This window comes from Vibrio cyclitrophicus (genome assembly GCF_024347435.1).
In the GTDB taxonomy this organism is placed as follows: Bacteria; Pseudomonadota; Gammaproteobacteria; order Enterobacterales; family Vibrionaceae; genus Vibrio; species Vibrio cyclitrophicus.
The window spans coordinates 447,125-464,744 of record NZ_AP025481.1; the positions used below are offsets into that span (position 1 = coordinate 447,125).

15 protein-coding genes are annotated in these 17,620 nt (G+C 43.5%); 6 read left to right on the forward strand and 9 right to left on the reverse strand.

The window, feature by feature from the left end:
* Positions 1-154: 154 nt before the first annotated feature.
* Positions 155-1,735, reverse strand: a complete 1,581-nt coding sequence (locus tag OCW38_RS17025) for an EAL domain-containing protein (protein WP_016766761.1) — start codon at positions 1,733-1,735, stop codon at positions 155-157.
* A gap of 312 nt (positions 1,736-2,047) precedes the next feature.
* Between OCW38_RS17025 and OCW38_RS17030 the strand changes: the two genes are divergently transcribed.
* The gene (locus tag OCW38_RS17030; RefSeq protein WP_016766762.1) at positions 2,048-2,695 is read left to right on the forward strand and encodes a hypothetical protein; all 648 of its coding nucleotides are present in this window, start codon (positions 2,048-2,050) and stop codon (positions 2,693-2,695) included.
* A 37-nt stretch (positions 2,696-2,732) separates the two neighbouring features.
* On the forward strand, positions 2,733-3,158 hold the full coding sequence (locus tag OCW38_RS17035; RefSeq protein ID WP_016766763.1) for a lysozyme inhibitor LprI family protein: 426 nt from the start codon (positions 2,733-2,735) through the stop codon (positions 3,156-3,158).
* A gap of 143 nt (positions 3,159-3,301) precedes the next feature.
* Here the strand turns inward: OCW38_RS17035 and OCW38_RS17040 are convergent, their stop codons facing one another.
* The 8 genes from OCW38_RS17040 to OCW38_RS17075 form a co-directional block, all read right to left on the reverse strand.
* A complete protein-coding gene (locus OCW38_RS17040; protein ID WP_016766764.1) occupies positions 3,302-4,303 on the reverse strand; it encodes a substrate-binding domain-containing protein in 1,002 nt (333 codons plus the stop codon).
* Between the two features lie 107 nt (positions 4,304-4,410).
* On the reverse strand, positions 4,411-5,355 hold the full coding sequence (gene rbsK / locus OCW38_RS17045; protein WP_010429073.1) for a ribokinase: 945 nt from the start codon (positions 5,353-5,355) through the stop codon (positions 4,411-4,413).
* Positions 5,356-5,548: 193 nt separating this feature from the next.
* Complete coding sequence (rbsB, locus tag OCW38_RS17050) at positions 5,549-6,427, reverse strand: ribose ABC transporter substrate-binding protein RbsB (protein WP_261896339.1); 879 nt, start codon at positions 6,425-6,427, stop codon at positions 5,549-5,551.
* A gap of 121 nt (positions 6,428-6,548) precedes the next feature.
* A complete protein-coding gene (gene rbsC / locus OCW38_RS17055; protein WP_009844905.1) occupies positions 6,549-7,541 on the reverse strand; it encodes a ribose ABC transporter permease in 993 nt (330 codons plus the stop codon).
* Positions 7,538-9,043: a ribose ABC transporter ATP-binding protein RbsA gene (gene rbsA / locus OCW38_RS17060; RefSeq protein WP_016766766.1), complete on the reverse strand. Its 1,506-nt coding sequence runs from the start codon at positions 9,041-9,043 to the stop codon at positions 7,538-7,540. The genes rbsC and rbsA overlap by 4 nt, the downstream gene beginning before the upstream one ends.
* 101 nt (positions 9,044-9,144) lie before the next feature.
* Positions 9,145-9,564 carry a D-ribose pyranase gene (gene rbsD / locus OCW38_RS17065; protein WP_010429095.1) on the reverse strand — a complete coding sequence of 140 codons (420 nt, stop codon included), beginning with the start codon at positions 9,562-9,564 and terminating at the stop codon, positions 9,145-9,147.
* A 217-nt stretch (positions 9,565-9,781) separates the two neighbouring features.
* Positions 9,782-10,177 (reverse strand): winged helix-turn-helix domain-containing protein, encoded by a 396-nt coding sequence (locus OCW38_RS17070; RefSeq protein ID WP_010429097.1) that lies wholly within the window; start codon positions 10,175-10,177, stop codon positions 9,782-9,784.
* Between the two features lie 300 nt (positions 10,178-10,477).
* Entirely contained in the window at positions 10,478-11,539 is a 1,062-nt protein-coding gene (locus OCW38_RS17075) for an endonuclease/exonuclease/phosphatase family protein (RefSeq protein WP_065612838.1), read from the reverse strand.
* Positions 11,540-11,895: 356 nt separating this feature from the next.
* Here OCW38_RS17075 and OCW38_RS17080 point away from each other — a divergent pair, with 356 nt between their 5' ends.
* Genes OCW38_RS17080 through yejF form a run of 4 tightly spaced genes read left to right on the forward strand, consistent with a single transcriptional unit; the run spans position 11,896 to position 17,603 of the window.
* The gene (locus tag OCW38_RS17080) at positions 11,896-13,791 is read left to right on the forward strand and encodes an extracellular solute-binding protein (RefSeq protein ID WP_016789879.1); all 1,896 of its coding nucleotides are present in this window, start codon (positions 11,896-11,898) and stop codon (positions 13,789-13,791) included.
* A 10-nt stretch (positions 13,792-13,801) separates the two neighbouring features.
* Complete coding sequence (locus tag OCW38_RS17085; protein WP_261896340.1) at positions 13,802-14,890, forward strand: microcin C ABC transporter permease YejB; 1,089 nt, start codon at positions 13,802-13,804, stop codon at positions 14,888-14,890.
* A gap of 31 nt (positions 14,891-14,921) precedes the next feature.
* A complete protein-coding gene (locus tag OCW38_RS17090) occupies positions 14,922-15,944 on the forward strand; it encodes an ABC transporter permease (protein ID WP_010429111.1) in 1,023 nt (340 codons plus the stop codon).
* 9 nt (positions 15,945-15,953) lie between these two features.
* Complete coding sequence (gene yejF / locus OCW38_RS17095) at positions 15,954-17,603, forward strand: microcin C ABC transporter ATP-binding protein YejF (protein ID WP_016766769.1); 1,650 nt, start codon at positions 15,954-15,956, stop codon at positions 17,601-17,603.
* Positions 17,604-17,620 lie beyond the last annotated feature (17 nt).

Consider the following 17,620-nt stretch of genomic DNA (forward strand, 5'->3'; position numbering starts at 1 on the left):
TGTAGATTAGATTGTTAGGTGTACAAATGCATAGTGTGTGGTTGAGCGATTTTTGAACCTAAAAAGGTAGTCAGAGCTCTAAAAATAGAGCTCTGACTACCTTGGTATACGAATGAAGGTAAGAACAGAGTGGCACAAAACGTATCAGTCTGATTTAAGAATGGCCTAACTCTGATGAAGAAGGAGCCGGCGCTTGATAGCCGCGACTAAGCTCGAAATGCTGCTGCTTGAGTAAGCTTAGCGCTAGGTTTATCGGCATTGGCTTATAAAAATAGAAGCCTTGAATGTAGTCGACGCCCAGTTTAGAGAGGATTTTTGTTTGTGATTCGTATTCGACTCCTTCAACGATGACTTGCATCCCTAACGTGTGAGCAAGCTGCAACATAGACTCAAGTAAAGGCAAGCCAAAGCTGGACTCGTCAGATATGTTTTTTACGAACACACGGTCAATTTTAAGAATGCTAAACGGAAACTGTCTCACAAAATCTAAGCCCGCATAGCCTGTCCCAAAATCATCAATTGCAACTCTCACACCTAACTCAGACAGTTTGGTTAGGTTACTTCTTATCTTGACCATATCGGCGTCAGAACATTCGCCGTCTTCAGTAACCTCAAAAACCACACGTTTTAGAATGTCTGGGTGTTTCTTGTAGATGTTCATCACTTTATTCGCGAAGTTACTATTGGAAACGACATTTCGGCTTATATTGACGCTAATATATTTTGAATCAAATAACTCTTGATTATGTTTTATCGTGTTGAGTACTTCGCGCAACACAAAGTAAGTCAGGTCCTCAATCAATCCTAAGCTTTCTGCAAGTGGAATGAATATGGCAGGGGACACGTTACCCTCAACAGGGTCGCTCCACCTAAGGAGTGACTCACAGCCCACTATTTCAGTGGTATGTTGGTTAACGACTGGTTGCAGGTGTAAATGGAGGTGTTTGTTTTTTAACGCACTAGAAAGTGAGTACTCTAAGCTATGTTGGCTCTGTTTTTTATACTTGATCGAGATAAGGCTGATAGTAATGATTCCAGCCATCAGAAAGCCAAACCATGAGTAGCTCAATAAGAAGTTTAAGTAATACTGATACCCAATGTATGACGTGATAGTGAGTGGGTAAGTATTTGAGTGTATTTGCACTTTGGCAATGTGTGCCCCAGTGTCTGATGGGTAAATATCCCTTTTTATCACTTCAACTTTGGCTTGAATTCCATAATTGCTCAGGTTTTTTTCTACGAGATCATAGATGAAGTGGGGCGGTATCATCAGGCTTACCCCTACATCTTCCTTATTTGAGAAAATGAGCATGATAGATTGAACCTGAGTAATGGCTGAATTTGAATACGATAGCGTGGTTAAATTCGGACTGTCATTGAGTCGCTGCCTAATCGTTTTGTACAAGCGAAACGAAACCTCACCATCGGTGGTTGAACAGTAAAACTGGTCGTCCTTGTTAAAAGCCGCCGCTTCTTTTACCCAATCTGCATCAAAAACGTTTTGACGAAGCTGCATAACAATCGAGTCACAAGGTTGGTCTGGCGAAATTTCTGAGAGAAAAAGGTCAAACCTTGATTGTATTCCCGCAAGCCTTGTTTCAACTAATTTCGATGAGTCTTCGGTTAACGTTTGATAATGAAGCGGCGTAAAAGGAATAAGCAAAGCCATAGAAAAAAAGAACGAAATGGCAAAGTAGAATGATGTTTTAGCGAAGTGTTGATACTTAATGTCCATAATTGGAAAAGTATTGCCGATTATCGTGAGTATTCAATTTAATTTATAAATTTAACGATAATAACGCAAGCTTATTCATAAATATTGTGAATAAGCGCATGAGTTATTTATTGAAATAGAGGCTTTTCTAGTCTTAGTATAAAAATCAGAGTGTTAGATGCGCCTTTAGGGTTAGATGTGATGATTTTTTGTTCAACGGTTTTTGGGGTTTCTGAGGTAGTACATTGTGCATCTTTCCATCATTAGATTTTGATATGAGGCTTTAGAAGTAATGCGAAGTAAGCGGGCTTGGTAACAATGATAAGAAAATTAATGTGGATGTTATTACGAATTTTAATCGTCTATTTGATGATTGCTCCTACCTACGCAGTTCTGATTTTAACGAATATAGCCGAGCCTCATCTTTTAGGGACTAAACCAGAAGTGTTAGTTTGGCTTTCGTGCTTCCTTCTTTTGATTGGCTATATACTAATCAGGATTTCTAAAACGAGAAATATAGGAAAATTATTATCACTTAGTGTTTTTGGGGCGATAGTCTTAATCATGTATGTAGACGAGCGTTATTGGATTTTTGAAATCAGTGTCAATGCATGGAGCTTATTTTTGGCCACTCTGTATTTGTTAATGCTTTTGTACTTCATTTTTCCAGTTAAGCAATTTAAGCCTTTACTGAGCTTAGTTCCTGTCGCTGGGGTATCTTGGTTTTTAGTTTGGACTTTCCTGGGTCCAATAAGCTTAACGTATGATTTGATGAGCAGTAAGACAACCATTCCAATCGATAAATACCAAAAGGTAATAGGCTTGCTTCCGGAGTTGTACCTCAGTGCTTTTCAATCAGGCTTGTTTTCGATGTTTCTTGTGCTGTGGCTATATGCTTTTGTCATCTTGTGTCATAACCCCAAACGCAGCTATCGGAAACTGGCCACTCATGTATCTAAGTTTCGTAACACGTGGCAATAATAGGGGTATATATGTGCTTTGGGAGTAGGAGAAGGCAATGAAAAAGGTTTTATCGGTCGTGTTATTAACTTGTGTGCCTTTGCTGGTATCAGCATCAGATGATGCTATCGATTGCGAAAATGCGATGACAACATTAGAGATTAACCAATGTGCATCTATTAGTCTGGAATCTGCACAACTGGAACTTGACCAATACCTTGAAGCTAGCTTTAAGCACAATGCTTATGATGAGGAATTGGTGAATTCAATCAAGGTTGCTCAGGACAGTTGGCAAGCTTACATGACTGCACATTGTGACTCGGTGTATACCCAATGGCGTGATGGATCTATTAGAGGCCTCATGGCATTGTCTTGCAAAACCGAGCTGACTAAAAAAAGAACGCATGAGGTGTGGGGAAACTTCTTAACCTACATGGACAGCACACCGCCAGTTTTACCAGAACCAAATCTTAACTCAACATAGCATTAGACTTAAAACTGGAACGAAAAGGGTAAGGTGACTAACCTTGCCCTTTGTTATTGGGGTCTGTTGTTTGGATTGTTGCTTTAGCGAGTTAATTTACACTGTTTCTGTGCTTTACGGCTTTGCTTTAGTCTGAAGGCGCACTAAATCACTTTTACGCTGCTTCGTTCAACTAACGTTGGTTCTAACTCAACAACTTGAGGAGACGCGTCAGGTGTTTTTAGTCGGTTAAGTAACGTGTCTACAGCAGCTTTACCTAAACGGTGTTTTGGCTGGTGGACCGTACTTAACGCTGGCGTCATGTATTTAGAAAGATGAATATCATCGTAGCCAATAATGGAAAGATCGTTTGGAATCGATGTGCCATCTTGCGCCGCAGCGTGAATTACACCCATCGCCATCATATCGTTACTGACGAACAAGGCTGACGGCATTGTTCCACGAGTTTTCAGTGTTTGATAAGAATCGAAGCCACCATCACATTCAAAGTTTGATTCAACAATCCATTGAGGATTGATCGTTAAATTGGCTTCTTCCATTGCTTGTTGGAAGCCTTTATAGCGAGAAGAGGCTTGATTGCGATGCAGTGGACCTGTGATACAACCGATTTGAGAGTGCCCATTATCAATCAAGTGCTTAGTTGCCATGTAACCACCTTGATGGGAGTTATCTTGAATTTTGTCACTCGCAAATAACATAGGGCCCCAGTCCATGACTACGACAGGCAACTCAGGGTAACGCTCGAAGACATCGATGTGTTGACCCTCAAGAGTTGAACACATCAGCATTAAGCCATCGACTCGCTTTTGTAGCAAAGTGTCAATGGATGACTTCATACGCTCACTGTCGCCTTCCGTGTTACACAAGATTAGGTTGTAGCCTTTTTCATAGCAACGACGTTCCACACCTTTCACTACTTCACCGAAGAATGGGTTAGTAGACGTGGTAACCAACATACCCAGGGTTTTGGTTTGCTTCATTTTCAAACTACGAGCCAGTGCAGAAGGCGCGTAGTTGAGTTCTTTAGCCGCACTGTTAACACGCTCAGCTATTTCTTCACTGACAAAACGTGACTTGTTGATCACATGACTCACGGTCGATGTAGAAACCTTTGCGAGCCGTGCGATGTCTTTCATTGTTGCCATAAAAAATCCTTGTGGGAATAACTTGTCCACGTTGCGCAATATTCTGCCTGAAAACAGGGGCTTATGCTTGGGTATTTGTGCGGTCTAATTACAGACCAAACAATACACTAAGCCGAAACCTGCTCGGCTAGGAAAGCATCCGTTTCAGCACGGCTTGGAATAGATGTTTGGGCGCCAAAGCGAGTTACTGAAATGGCAGCCGCGGCGTGAGCAAACTTAATCGCGCGTTGTAATGGCATGTCTTCAAGTAAGCCTGTCACTAATGCACCATTAAATGTGTCGCCAGCAGCGGTAGTATCCGTTGCATCAACACGAAAACCGGCAATTAATTCGCCTTCGCTAGCTTCATTACCTTGACCGTGATGACTAACCCAAACGCCTTTCGCGCCAAGTGTGATCATCACAGTCTCAATGCCTTTCGCATGCAAAGCTAAAGCCGCCTGGTGAGCGGACTGGTTGTCAGTTACAGTCACACCTGTTAGGACTTCCGCTTCGGTCTCGTTGGGTGTTATCACATCGACACAAGCAAGCAGTGAATCCGATAATGGACGAGCAGGAGCCGGGTTAAGAATCACTTGCGTGCCGCTCTCTTTGGCCACTTTTGCAGCGAACTCAATGCCTTCAATTGGCGTTTCAAGTTGAGTCAGCAGGTACTTAGCATTGCGAATCTTCTCTAGGTGCGGCTTGATTTGGTCGCAAGTCAGCTTGTTGTTTGCTTCCGCAGAAAGACAGATGCTGTTTTCGCCTGTTGCGGATACTTGGATCATCGCGATGCCAGTCGGGGTGTTGTTTGCAACGATAACGCCGTCGATGTTGATGCCGTCCTTAGCAAAATCTTGACGAATGTTGATACCAAATGGGTCGTCACCAACACAGGCGATAAAGCCGATATCTGCGTTTAATCGCGCAGCAGCCACCGCTTGGTTTGCACCTTTGCCGCCAGGAATGACCTGATAATTACCGCCAATCAAGGTTTCACCCGGACGAGGGAACGAAGGAACTTGCAATACGTGGTCAGCGTTAACGCTACCTAAAACAATCAGTTGAGTCATGATACGAGCCTTATGATATATCGTATTTGAAAATGCATGGGTCTTTCTCATTACGTTAATTACACGCCTTTTTAGACGACTTATTGAGAAACAGCGATGCACTGTCTGGGTTGGGTAAATAAGGCAGGGATAGGGGAATCCCTGCCTATGTGTCGCTCTATTTTTTGCTTTATTTAATCGATGTTGGATTTAATTACTTAGCAACAATTTTTAGAGGTACTGGTACGTACTCGTCTACTGTTTCGCCTTTCAGTACTTTGTCTGCCATTTCGATACCCAGAGAACCGATTAGGTCAGGCTGTTGTGCTACCGTTGCACCAAGTAGGCCACGATTAACAGCAGCAATACCGTCGTCAGTGCCATCAAAGCCAACGATCATTACGTCTTTGCCTGAAGCTTGAACTGCGCGCAGTGCGCCTAGCGCCATTTCATCGTTCTGAGCGAATACTGCTTGTACGTCTGGGTTTGCAGCAAGTAAGTTTTCCATTACGTTCAGACCTTTAGTACGGTCAAAATCAGCAGGTTGACTTGCAAGAAGCTCAAGGTCGCTGCCGTTTACTGCGTTCATGAAGCCTTCGCCACGTTCACGAGCTGCTGATGTACCAGCAATACCTTCAAGTTGTATTACTTTTGCTTTTTCGCCCACTTTTTCCATGATGTAGTGACCCGCCATTTCACCGCCGATTACGTTATCAGAAGCAATGTGGCTCACTACGTCACCACGGCTTGCACCACGGTCTAGCGTTAATACGGGGATGTCTGAGCGGTTAGCAATACGAATAGCGTTAGACACAGCGTCTGAATCCGTTGGGTTAATCAGGATTGCTTTAACACCACGAATGGTTAGATCTTCAATGTTCGAAAGCTCTTTGCTTGGGTCGTTTTGAGAATCAAGAACGATAAGCTTGTAGCCTAGCTCTTCCGTTTTCGCTTCTGCGCCATCTTTCATGGTTACGAAGAATGGGTTGTTCAATGTAGACAGAACGATTGCCATTGTATCTTGCGCCTGTGCAGATACAGATACCGTTGTAGAAAGAAGAGCAGCAGAAATAAGAGTCGCTAATTTTTTCATGGTGTAAGTCCTTTATGTAGGGTGAGCTAGGTTGGATAACCCTAGCTCGTTGTTACATTATTTATAGATTTAATGTTTATAGGTTTGTTACTGATAGATATTTTTAATATAAAACAGAGTTTTACTTGTTTTTGTTGTCGACTAATACCGCCAGAAGAATAACCACTGCTTTTGCAATCATCTGGTAGTAAGAAGATACGTCTAATAGATTTAAGGCGTTGTTTAGGAAGCCGATAATCAATGCACCAATCAATGTGCCCATGATACGACCACGACCGCCGGCTAAGCTTGTGCCGCCAAGAACTACGGCTGCGATGGCGTCTAATTCATAACCCATACCTGCTGTTGGTTGAGCTGATGACAATCGAGATGCCACGATGATGCCAGCTACCGCTGCTAACAGACCACAGATTGCGTAAACGCCGATTTTCACTTTGTCTACGTCGATGCCTGATAGGCGAGTTGCTGATTCGTTGCCACCTAGTGCGTAAACATAGCGACCAAAGCGTGTGTGGTTAAGTAGGTACCATACCGCTGCGAACACTACGACCATGATCCATACCGGAACTGGGATGCCCATTGCGTAGCCTGTACCGAACCAAGCGAAGGCGTCTGCTGTGTCAGTGAAACCAGTAGAGATAGGACGACCGTCGGTGTAAACCATGGTTACGCCGCGAAGTAGTGTCATAGTCACAAGAGTTGCTATGAAGGCTTGAACCTTACCCTTGGCAATAATCACACCACTGATAGCACCTAATGCTGCACCTGCTACTAGAGCGGTTGGCACTGCGATCATCACTGGGATTTCCATGCCAATCATGCTGGCTGCGAATGCACCACAAAGTGCCAGTACAGAGCCGACACTCAAGTCGATACCTGCGGTTAAGATAACCAGCGTCATGCCTACAGCGATAATTGCGTTAACTGAGGTTTGGCGCAGAATGTTTAGGATGTTGTCGACAGTAAAAAAGTTTGGGTTTAAGAAAGAAACGACAACAATCAGGAAGATCAAAGCAATCAATGACTTTTGGTCAATCAGCCACTCTTTGCTGATTAACGGTTTTTTCTTTGGCGCTTCAGTTTCAGTTGTTTTGCTCATGGTTTTAGTACTCATGCTGCGTCCTCGTTGATCTTTTTACCGACCGCACACGCCAGTAATAATTCTTGGTTTGCTTCTTTAGCATCAAATTCACCGCTTACACGGCCTTCATGCATCACCATGATGCGGTCACTCATTCCTAACACTTCTGGCATTTCAGATGAGACCAAAATAATGCTCATACCGTCAGCTTTGAATTTATTAATGAGTTGGTAAATTTCTTTTTTAGCACCGACATCGACACCACGCGTTGGCTCATCGAGAATCAGTACTTTTGGTTTGGTCATCAAGCCTTTCGCGATAGCTACTTTCTGTTGGTTACCACCAGAAAGGTTGCCAATAATTTGTTCGCGAGTCGGGGTTTTGATGTTGAATAGTTTGATGAAGTCATCAACCGCCATCACTTCATCTTTATGTTGGATTTGACCGCTTTTAGTCAATTGATCCAATGAACATAAAGACATGTTTTCTTTAACAGAAAGCCCTAGAACTAAGCCATCGCCTTTACGGTCTTCAGAGATGTAAGCGATGCCATTTGCTAAGCCATCTTTCGGACTTACAGGGTTAATGGTTTTGTTTTCTAGGTTGATGACACCGCGCTCACTCGGAAGGGCACCGTAAATCACTTTCATCAGTTCAGTACGACCAGCACCCATCAAGCCAGACACACCCAAAATCTCGCCACGCTTTAGAGTAAAGCTCACGTCATGAACACCAGAACCCGTCAGGCCAATCACTTCAAGGCAGGTTTCACCGTGGCTCTGCCCTATACGTGGATATTGCTCGTCCAACTTACGGCCCACCATCATTTCGATCAGGCCATCTTCGTCGGTGTCTTTTACTTCACATTGGCCAATGAACTTACCGTCACGAAGTACGGTGATGTCATCACAAATTTCGAAGATCTCTTTCAAGCGGTGAGAGATGTAAACAATGCCGCAGCCTTCAGCACGAAGTTCGTTAATCACCTTAAACAGAGACTCAGTTTCGGTATCGGTTAATGCATCAGTTGGTTCATCCATGATGATGACCTTAGACTCAAACGATAGGGCTTTTGCGATCTCTACCATTTGTTGCTCACCAAGGCTCAACTGGCCTAAAGGTGTTTTTGAGCTGTGTTTCACGTTAAGGCGTTTAAGTAGCTTGTCGGCTTCTTGGTACATCTCGTTCCACAAGATGCGCCCCATAGTCCCTGTGATTTCACGACCTAAGAAGATGTTCTCGGCGATGGTAAGCTCTGGTATTAGGTTCAACTCTTGGTGAATGATACTAATACCGGCTTGTTGTGAATCACGCGGTCCTTTAAATGCCGCCGGCTTACCTTGGTAGGCGATAGTTCCGCTGTCCAAGTGATAGATACCCGTAAGCACTTTCATAAGCGTTGATTTACCTGCACCGTTTTCACCCATTAACGCCATGACGCGTCCTGGATAAACGTTGAGGCTTGCCTTATCCAGTGCTTTCACACCAGGGAAGGCCTTCTCAATTGAGCTAAGTTCTAAAATGGCTTGAGTCATGTCGGTTCCTTTACTCGGGGCCAGTTGTGTTTGATTGTTCTGTATATGTATTGTTTTGTTGTTCAGTGATGACACTGGACTGTCGTTGCGTTTTGCTTGAGCTAAAACGTTACGCCAGCTTGGAAAATGACATTTGCGTATGGGGTGCATTCTCCTGTACGGATAACCGCGCGGCTTTCATGTGTTCGCTGTTTAAATTCTTCATGAGGGATGTAAGTAATCGAAAGCGGTTTGCCGCAACGCGCTTCTTCTGTCTTGATTAAATCAATCAGTGCGGCGTGATGCTCTGGGCTTACTTTCGCAAATTCTTCTGCAATCACAACGCCTTCAATTTGAGATTCATCCAGCATGGTTTTTACCGTTTGTTGAAAGCTTGGTACACCGTGAGTCAGAGCAAGATCAATGCGAGTTACCTGGTCTGGAATCGGTAAGCCCGCGTCACAAATCGTGATTTCATCTGTATGGCCAAGAGTGGCCACTAGGTAAGAGAGTTCAGAATTAATTAGAGTACTTTTTTTCATATCACGACCTATCGAAAAATAACGTTTAATGGGTTGAGAACAACTCAAGAAAAGCCATCGAAACGTTTCGATAGTGATAATAGTGTTTGATTTATCATTTGCACCCATCGCTTTCTTAGAGTGTGATGATGATCATCGAAACGTTTCGATGGGGCGTTTTTTGGTGATCGTAATCACTTTCGTCGGCACAAAAAATTAAGACAAGGTGAGCGAAGGTTTACTCGCCTGAATGTGCTGAGCTAAGTTGTTGTGTTGAGGCTTTCGGGTGTTTTTCTGAAGCTAAGCGATCACGCTCATCAGTATTGGGTATGATGAACAGCGTATAGCCATATCGAGGGATAGTAACAATTTTGATGTTAGAAACTCTCAAGCGGATAAAGACATTTCTTAGGTAATAGACTACATTGGTTAGTGCTTGTGTAGGCATAGGTTGGTTGTCCCAGCATACGCTTACAATATCTTTTCTAGGGACCGGTTGACCGGGGTTTTCTAGCAACAGACAAAGCACTGCAAATAGGTGCGGACGTAAATGGATTTTGTTTCCTTGTTTGTTCGTGATATTTCGAGTTTCCGTATCCAGAGTTAGATCACCAAGGTAGATTTCATTATTCATTGCGTTTCTATCTGTCTCATTCTTCATTTGGGAGGTAATGGGGTGCCAACTAGAGCGAACAGATTATGCAAAATAACTCGACTCTTGAAAGTAAGCCTTCGTAAGCCCGTGCGATAAAAGTATAAAAGCCGGATGGTTTGAATAGGAATGAGAGGATAGGTTTGTCAGTTGGTCGTTTTTTTATTTACCTATTATTCATCAGCTTATTTTGTTCTAACTGATTGCATTGTTATGGCGAGAGCGGGTGAGACGTCTGTTTTAAAGCAAATCTTAATTTTAAAGCAAATCTTAATCGGACAGTTAAGCTTCACGGATATGAGCGGTTACAGCAACGATGGCATGGTCCGTACTGAATTGGTCATGCTCGAAGCTTGGGTTAATCAGGTGATGGTCTAACACTGTGTAGCTAGAGATCTCCATTAAACTTGAAGAGTTCTGACAATCGAACTCATTCGACATTAAAATATAGTCCAGTACAGACCCAGAGGCGCCGTAGTAATGGGTTGGTTTACGCAGTTCAAGCAAGTCTTCTTCATGCAGTTGATGGTAAAGATCCCAACTGTCTTTTAATCGAAAATGGGACAGCCAATGCTTGCTGTTTTCATCTCGGTTGATTGAGTAACTCAACAGCCCTTTAAACTCATCATTAAACAAAGGCTTATTAAAATCACCCATCAACACAACGGGTTGATCGGTTTGGTAGCGCTGATTGGTAATGTATTGATGAAGCATCTGAGCTTCTAAACCACGCTGAACGCTCGATAACCAAGATCCGAGTTGTTCTTGATGAAGCTTAACTAACGTGTCGCTTTTGGGCTTTTGGTTGTCTGAAATTTGAGAGACTTTAGATCTATCAGCATTATCTAGAATGTGACTTTTGGGCTCGGTTGGTCGCTGAGATTTAAAGTGCACCACATAACAGTCGGTTGAGCCCAAATGGGGTAAGGTAATTGTGGCGTGTACTGGCGTTCGGTTAAATGAAAAACTGTCACTAAGATTGAAGGCTGAAAGCAACTCTAAATCGGGTTTAACCGGCTGCACTTTTTCAATCGGGTAGCGAGAGGCGATACCCACGACAGGCGAGGTATACAGGTAATCATCTTCAACATGCGCGCTATCGACCACAGCAAAGTAAGGATAACCAAGTTCATTCATTAACTGCTCTAAAGACTGCGGGCTAAATATTTCTTGGAAGCCAATCACATCACAATCTAATGATTTAATCGCTTGAGCCATCCAGTGTTGCTTCTTCTTCCATTCCTCGAAGCTGTAAATGTTCTCAAAATCATAGTAAGCATTCGGTGGTTCGATGTAGTTCAAAAGATTGAACGTTGCGAATGTTATTTGGTTTGGTTTGTTCAAAGTGTCATCCCATTTAGACCAGGTAATAATGATACTCCACTAACGCACTGATTGTTGGACAATTCGTGGGCTACGTATCATCTGTAGGTATGGTTTGTTCAATTGAATGTCCTATAACAATGGAACTTTATGCCGTAACAGGTAGACAAATTATAGCGTTCTTTTCTTAGACCGTGCACCCACTAGCTCCGCGTGAACCGAGTAATTTGTAAATAAACGGTAAGAGATAGAGTGCTGATGGTTTTATTAGTTATTACATGATGTTAGATTTGAACCTATACTTGTTTTAACGGCCTACATTAAAGCCGATTAATCAATGTGAATATAGAATTCATGACATTTGAAGGGAGAGTCAAATGGGAACAGTTTTTCGACACAAAGCCTCGCAGCGCACTCAGTTTTTCAGGTTTAACTTAGCCAAATGTGCAGTCATGCTGCCGCTTATTGCTTTACAACCCTCTATCACTTTCGCTTCTGATACCGATTCAACTCCCGACATCACCGTTATTGAAACCACGCAACTGGTTGGTTTTGGTGAAGCAAAATATCCTACCGATTTTACTCATTTCGATTACGTTAATCCTGATGCGCCAAAGCAGGGTAAAGTGACCTATGGCAGCATAGGTACTTACGATAGCTTCAATCGATTCGGTTCCCGCGGCGTTGCTGCGAGTTACACAGGGGAAATTTACGATACATTGATGTTTTCTCCGAGTGACGAGATTGATGCGTATTATCCGTTAATTGCTTCAAAAGTTCGCTACGCCAGTGATTTCACTTGGATGGAAATCGATATCAACCCAAATGCTAAATTCCAAGATGGCGAGCCTATCACCGCGCACGATGTTGCATTCACTTTTGATAAGTTTTCAAAAGAGGGCGTGCCTCAATATCGCGTGTATTACAAAGAGATCGAATCAGTAACGGCAGTCTCTGATTTGGTTGTTCGTATTGAGATGAGCAAGCCAAATCGTGAGAAGCTGTTTAGCTTTGCACAAAGCACTCGCGTATTACCCCAACATTTTTGGAAAGACAGAAAGTTGTCTGAGCCGCTGAGTGAGCCGCCAGTCGGCAGTGGTCCATACAAAATCATCAGCTATAAATCGGGTCAAAGTGTTACCTACGGCCTAGATGAAAATTACTGGGCTGCAGATCTGCCAGTTAACGTGGGTCGCAATAATTTCAAGCAAGTGCAATACGATTACTACCGTGATGACACCGTAATGCTGGAAGCTTTCAAAGCAGGGGAGTTCGATCTTCGAACCGAAAATTCAGCTAAGTTCTGGGCCAACTCTTACACGGGCTCAAACTTCGATAAAGGCTATATCATTAAAGAAGAGATTAACCACGAGAAGCCTGAAACGACTCAAGGTTTTGTCTTCAATATTCAGTCTCCTGTGTTTTCTGACCCTAAAGTTCGTGAAGCATTAACGTACGCGATGGACTTTGAGTGGATGAACAAGAACATGTTTTATGGCCAGTACAAACGTACTCGTAGTTACTTCCAGAATACAGATTATGAAGCGAAAGGTTTACCAAGCGAAGCTGAAGTCGAGTTGTTGTCTCAATATAAAGACCAAATTCCAGCGAGAGTGTTCACAGAAGAATTCCAACCGCCAGTCACCGATGGTAGCGGCCGTATTCGTAGCCAAATGCGTACTGCTTTCAAACTTTTGAAAGAAGCAGGTTGGGTACTGAAAGACAAAGTAATGACCAACGAAAAGACCGGCAAGCCGATGTCATTTGAGTTGTTGATTTACAGTCCAACTACGGAACGTATCGCAACGCCGGTTCAAAAGAACCTTAAGCGTATGGGTATTGAGATGAAGATCCGTACTATTGATACTACTCAGTACATCAAACGCTTGCGTGATCGTGACTTCGACATGGTTTCGTCGTCATTTTCTGCAAACCCTTATCCTAGCCCGAACTTAATGATTGTTTGGAACTCTAACTACATTGATTCTACTTACAATACTGCTGGTGTAATGGATCCGGTGGTTGACGCGTTAACAGAAGAAATTGCGCGTAACCAACAACATCCTGAAAAGCTTCTTACGCTAGGTCGTTCACTTGACCGTGTATTGCAGTGGAATTTCTACAATATCCCGCAATGGCACGTTGGTGAGTACCGCGTAGCAATGTGGGACAAGTTTGAGCGTCCAGATGTATTGCCTAAATACGATTTAGGTATCGATACATGGTGGATTTCAGAAGAGAAGGCGGCTTTGCTTCCTGAAAAACGTCGCTAGGAGTTAGTTAATGGCCGCGTATATATTTCGACGCTTATTATTGGTGATCCCCACGCTGTGGGCGATCATCACCATCAACTTTTTCATTATTCAGATCGCGCCTGGTGGTCCCGTAGAGCAAGCCGTTGCACAATTAGAAGGGCATAACTCCGGAATCATGGAACGCTTTTCTGGCGGTGGGCAAGAAGTTGATTTAAGCGAAAGTGACCAAGCATCTGCCAGTGGTTATAAAGGCTCTCGCGGGCTTGATCCTGAAGTGGTTGAAGAGATCAAAAAGCAGTTTGGTTTTGATAAGCCAATTCACGTTCGCTACTTCGATATGTTGAAAGACTACGCGACCTTTAACTTTGGTGAAAGCTTGTTTAAGGGCGGTAACGTCATTGATCTCATCATCGATCGGCTGCCAGTCTCCATTTCTTTAGGGTTGTGGAGTACCTTAATCATTTATGTGATTTCGATACCTTTAGGCATCATGAAGGCGATACATCACGGATCTCGCTTTGATATTTGGTCGAGTGCGGTGGTGATTGTCGGCTACGCGGTTCCGGGCTTCCTATTTGCGATCATTCTGATTATTTTGTTCGCCAGTGGTAACTACTTCAGTTGGTTCCCATTGCGAGGGTTAGTGTCGAGTAACTTCGACCAACTGAATTGGTATCAACAAATTGGCGATTACTTCTGGCATTTGGCTTTGCCTATTTTCGCTATGGTCATCGGCGGTTTCGCGACACTCAGTATGCTGACCAAAAACTCCTTCCTTGATGAAATCAACAAGCAATATGTGGTGACGGCGCGAGCAAAAGGTTTGGACGAGAGCAGTATTCTCTACAAGCACGTTTTCCGTAACGCTATGTTGATTATTATTGCGGGTTTCCCTAGTGCATTTATTAGTATTTTCTTCACGGGTTCTATGTTGATTGAAGTGATGTTTTCACTCGAAGGTATTGGCCTGCTTGGCTTTGAATCGACCATTCAGCGAGATTACCCGGTGGTGTTCAGTTCTCTCTATATCATGACCTTGCTTGGCTTGGTACTGAGCATTATCTCCGACCTGACTTATACCTGGGTTGATCCTCGAATTGATTTTGAAGCGCGTTAATGGCGAATGAATAACAAGGTATTGATAATAAATGTTTAACAACCCTTTAGCTGAAGCTCGTTGGTTACGTTTTAAAGCAAACAAGCGTGGTTTTATCTCCCTTTGGATATTTACCATTTTGTTTGGATTGAGCCTGTTCGCAGAGATCATTGCCAACGATAAACCACTTTTGGTTTCTTATGATAATCAGTGGTTTGTACCCGTTATCAATGAATATTCTGAGACTGAATTTGGTGGTGAATTCGAAACGGAAGCCGATTATAAAGACCCATATGTTATCGAACTCATTGAAGACAATGGATACATCGTGTGGCCAATTATTCCGTTTAGTTACGACACGATAAACTTCGACATTTCAGGTGCGGTGCCATCGGAACCTGATTCGGTGAACTGGTTAGGAACCGATGATAAAGGGCGGGATGTATTAGCTCGTATTATTTATGGGTTCCGTATCTCTGTTCTGTTTGGTTTTATTCTGACGATTGTATCGAGCGTGGTCGGCGTAGTCGTCGGTGCGACGCAAGGTTACTACGGTGGTTGGGTCGACTTGTTCGGGCAGCGTTTTATTGAAGTCTGGTCTGGTATGCCGACTCTGTTCTTACTGATTATCCTTTCTAGCTTTATCGAGCCTAATTTCTGGTGGCTGTTGGGTATTATGGTGCTCTTCAGTTGGATGAGTTTGGTTGGGATTGTTCGAGCCGAGTTTTTACGCTGTCGAAACTTTGATTATGTGCGTGCTGCGCAAGCCATGGGCGTTGATGATAAACGTATTATGCTTCGTCATATGTTGCCCAACGCAATGGTGGCTTCGTTAACTATGATGCCGTTCATTCTTTCAGGTTCGGTTACCACGTTAACCTCATTAGATTTCTTGGGTTTTGGTTTGCCTGCGGGCTCGCCTTCGTTGGGTGAGTTGTTAGCGCAAGGTAAAGCTAACTTACAAGCGCCTTGGCTTGGCATTTCTGCCTTTGTCGTACTTTCTTTGATGCTTACATTACTTGTCTTCGTTGGTGAAGCAGTACGTGATGCCTTCGATCCACATCAACAGAAGTAAGGATAAGTTATGACTTCAAATACAGTTCCTACTTCAGGGTCAACAATGGAGGCTGCTAATGCATCTCCAGTTCTGACCATAGATAAACTGTCTGTAGGTTTCGGGCGAAAAAACTCGATAGAACAAGTGACACAAGATGTCTCTTTAGAAATATACAAAGGTGAGACACTCGCGCTGGTGGGCGAGAGTGGTTCAGGTAAATCTGTTACAGCCAACTCGATTTTAAAACTGTTACCTAAAGGCTCATCGCACTACTTAAACGGTAAGATCAATTTCTCTGGCACCGATATTCTGAGTTGTTCTGAAAGACAATTGCGCGGGATTCGTGGTGGCCGCATTGGTATGATCTTTCAAGAACCTATGGTTTCGCTTAATCCGCTTCATAGAGTCGGTAAACAGCTGGTTGAAACTCTCTCTATTCACCGAGGAATGCGAACTAACAAAGCGCAAGCCTTGGCTATAGAGTGGCTTTCAAAGGTGGGTATTCGTTACCCCGAGCAAAAAATTTCAGCGTACCCACATGAGTTATCTGGTGGCGAACGTCAGCGTGTGATGATTGCGATGGCGCTGATTAATGAACCAGAGTTGCTTATCGCTGATGAGCCAACAACGGCATTAGATGTGTCGGTGCAAGCGCAAATTCTAGACCTTCTAAAAGACCTGCAACAAGAGCTTGGTATGGCGATGCTTTTTATCACTCATGACTTAAGTATTGTTCGTCAAATTGCCGACAGAGTCGCGGTAATGAAAGATGGTCGCTTAGTCGAAAGCAACGACTGTCATACTCTGTTTAATGCGCCAGCTCATCCTTACACCCAAAAGCTTATTAACTCTGATCCGAAAGGCTTGCCCGTTCCAGTTTCTCCGGAAAGTGAACCTCTGCTCGATGTTAATCAACTTCGTGTTTGGTTCCCGATTACGGGCGGTTTATTCAAGCGTACGATTTCACATGTTAAAGCTGTCACCGACATGGAATTCACCTTGAAAAAGGGGCACTCAATAGGCCTAGTAGGAGAGAGTGGCTCTGGCAAATCAACAACCGGTATGGCGATCCTCAAATTGGTTGAAAGTGAAGGCTCGATTACCTACGCTGACGAACAAATTCAAGGCTTAAACCGCCAGCAGATGCTACCGTTTCGAAGTCGTATGCAAGTCGTCTTTCAAGATCCGTTTTCTGCATTGAATCCTAGAATGTCGGTTGCGCAAGTGATTGGTGAAGGTCTATTGGTTCATCAACAACTGGATGACACTGAACTCGACCAACGTATCTGTGACGTAATGAAAGAGGTCGACTTAGACCCAGAAACTCGCCACCGTTACCCGAATGAGTTTTCTGGCGGGCAGAGGCAACGTATCGCCATTGCACGAGCTCTGATCCTTAAGCCAGAGTTTATCTTGCTAGATGAACCAACATCGTCATTAGACAGAACGGTACAAGCGCAAGTGTTAGATCTACTCAAGTCACTTCAAGAAAAGTACGGTCTGACCTATTTGTTTATCAGTCATGATTTGAATGTCGTGAAATCCTTGTGTCATTACACCATTGTAATGAAAGCTGGCGAGGTGATTGAGAAGGGTGACACTGAGACTTTGTTTGGTAATCCGCAACATGAATATACCAAGCAGCTTGTCAGCCTCTCCAATGTGGGTGGTTTGTAGCCAAGTCGGTGCGTAAC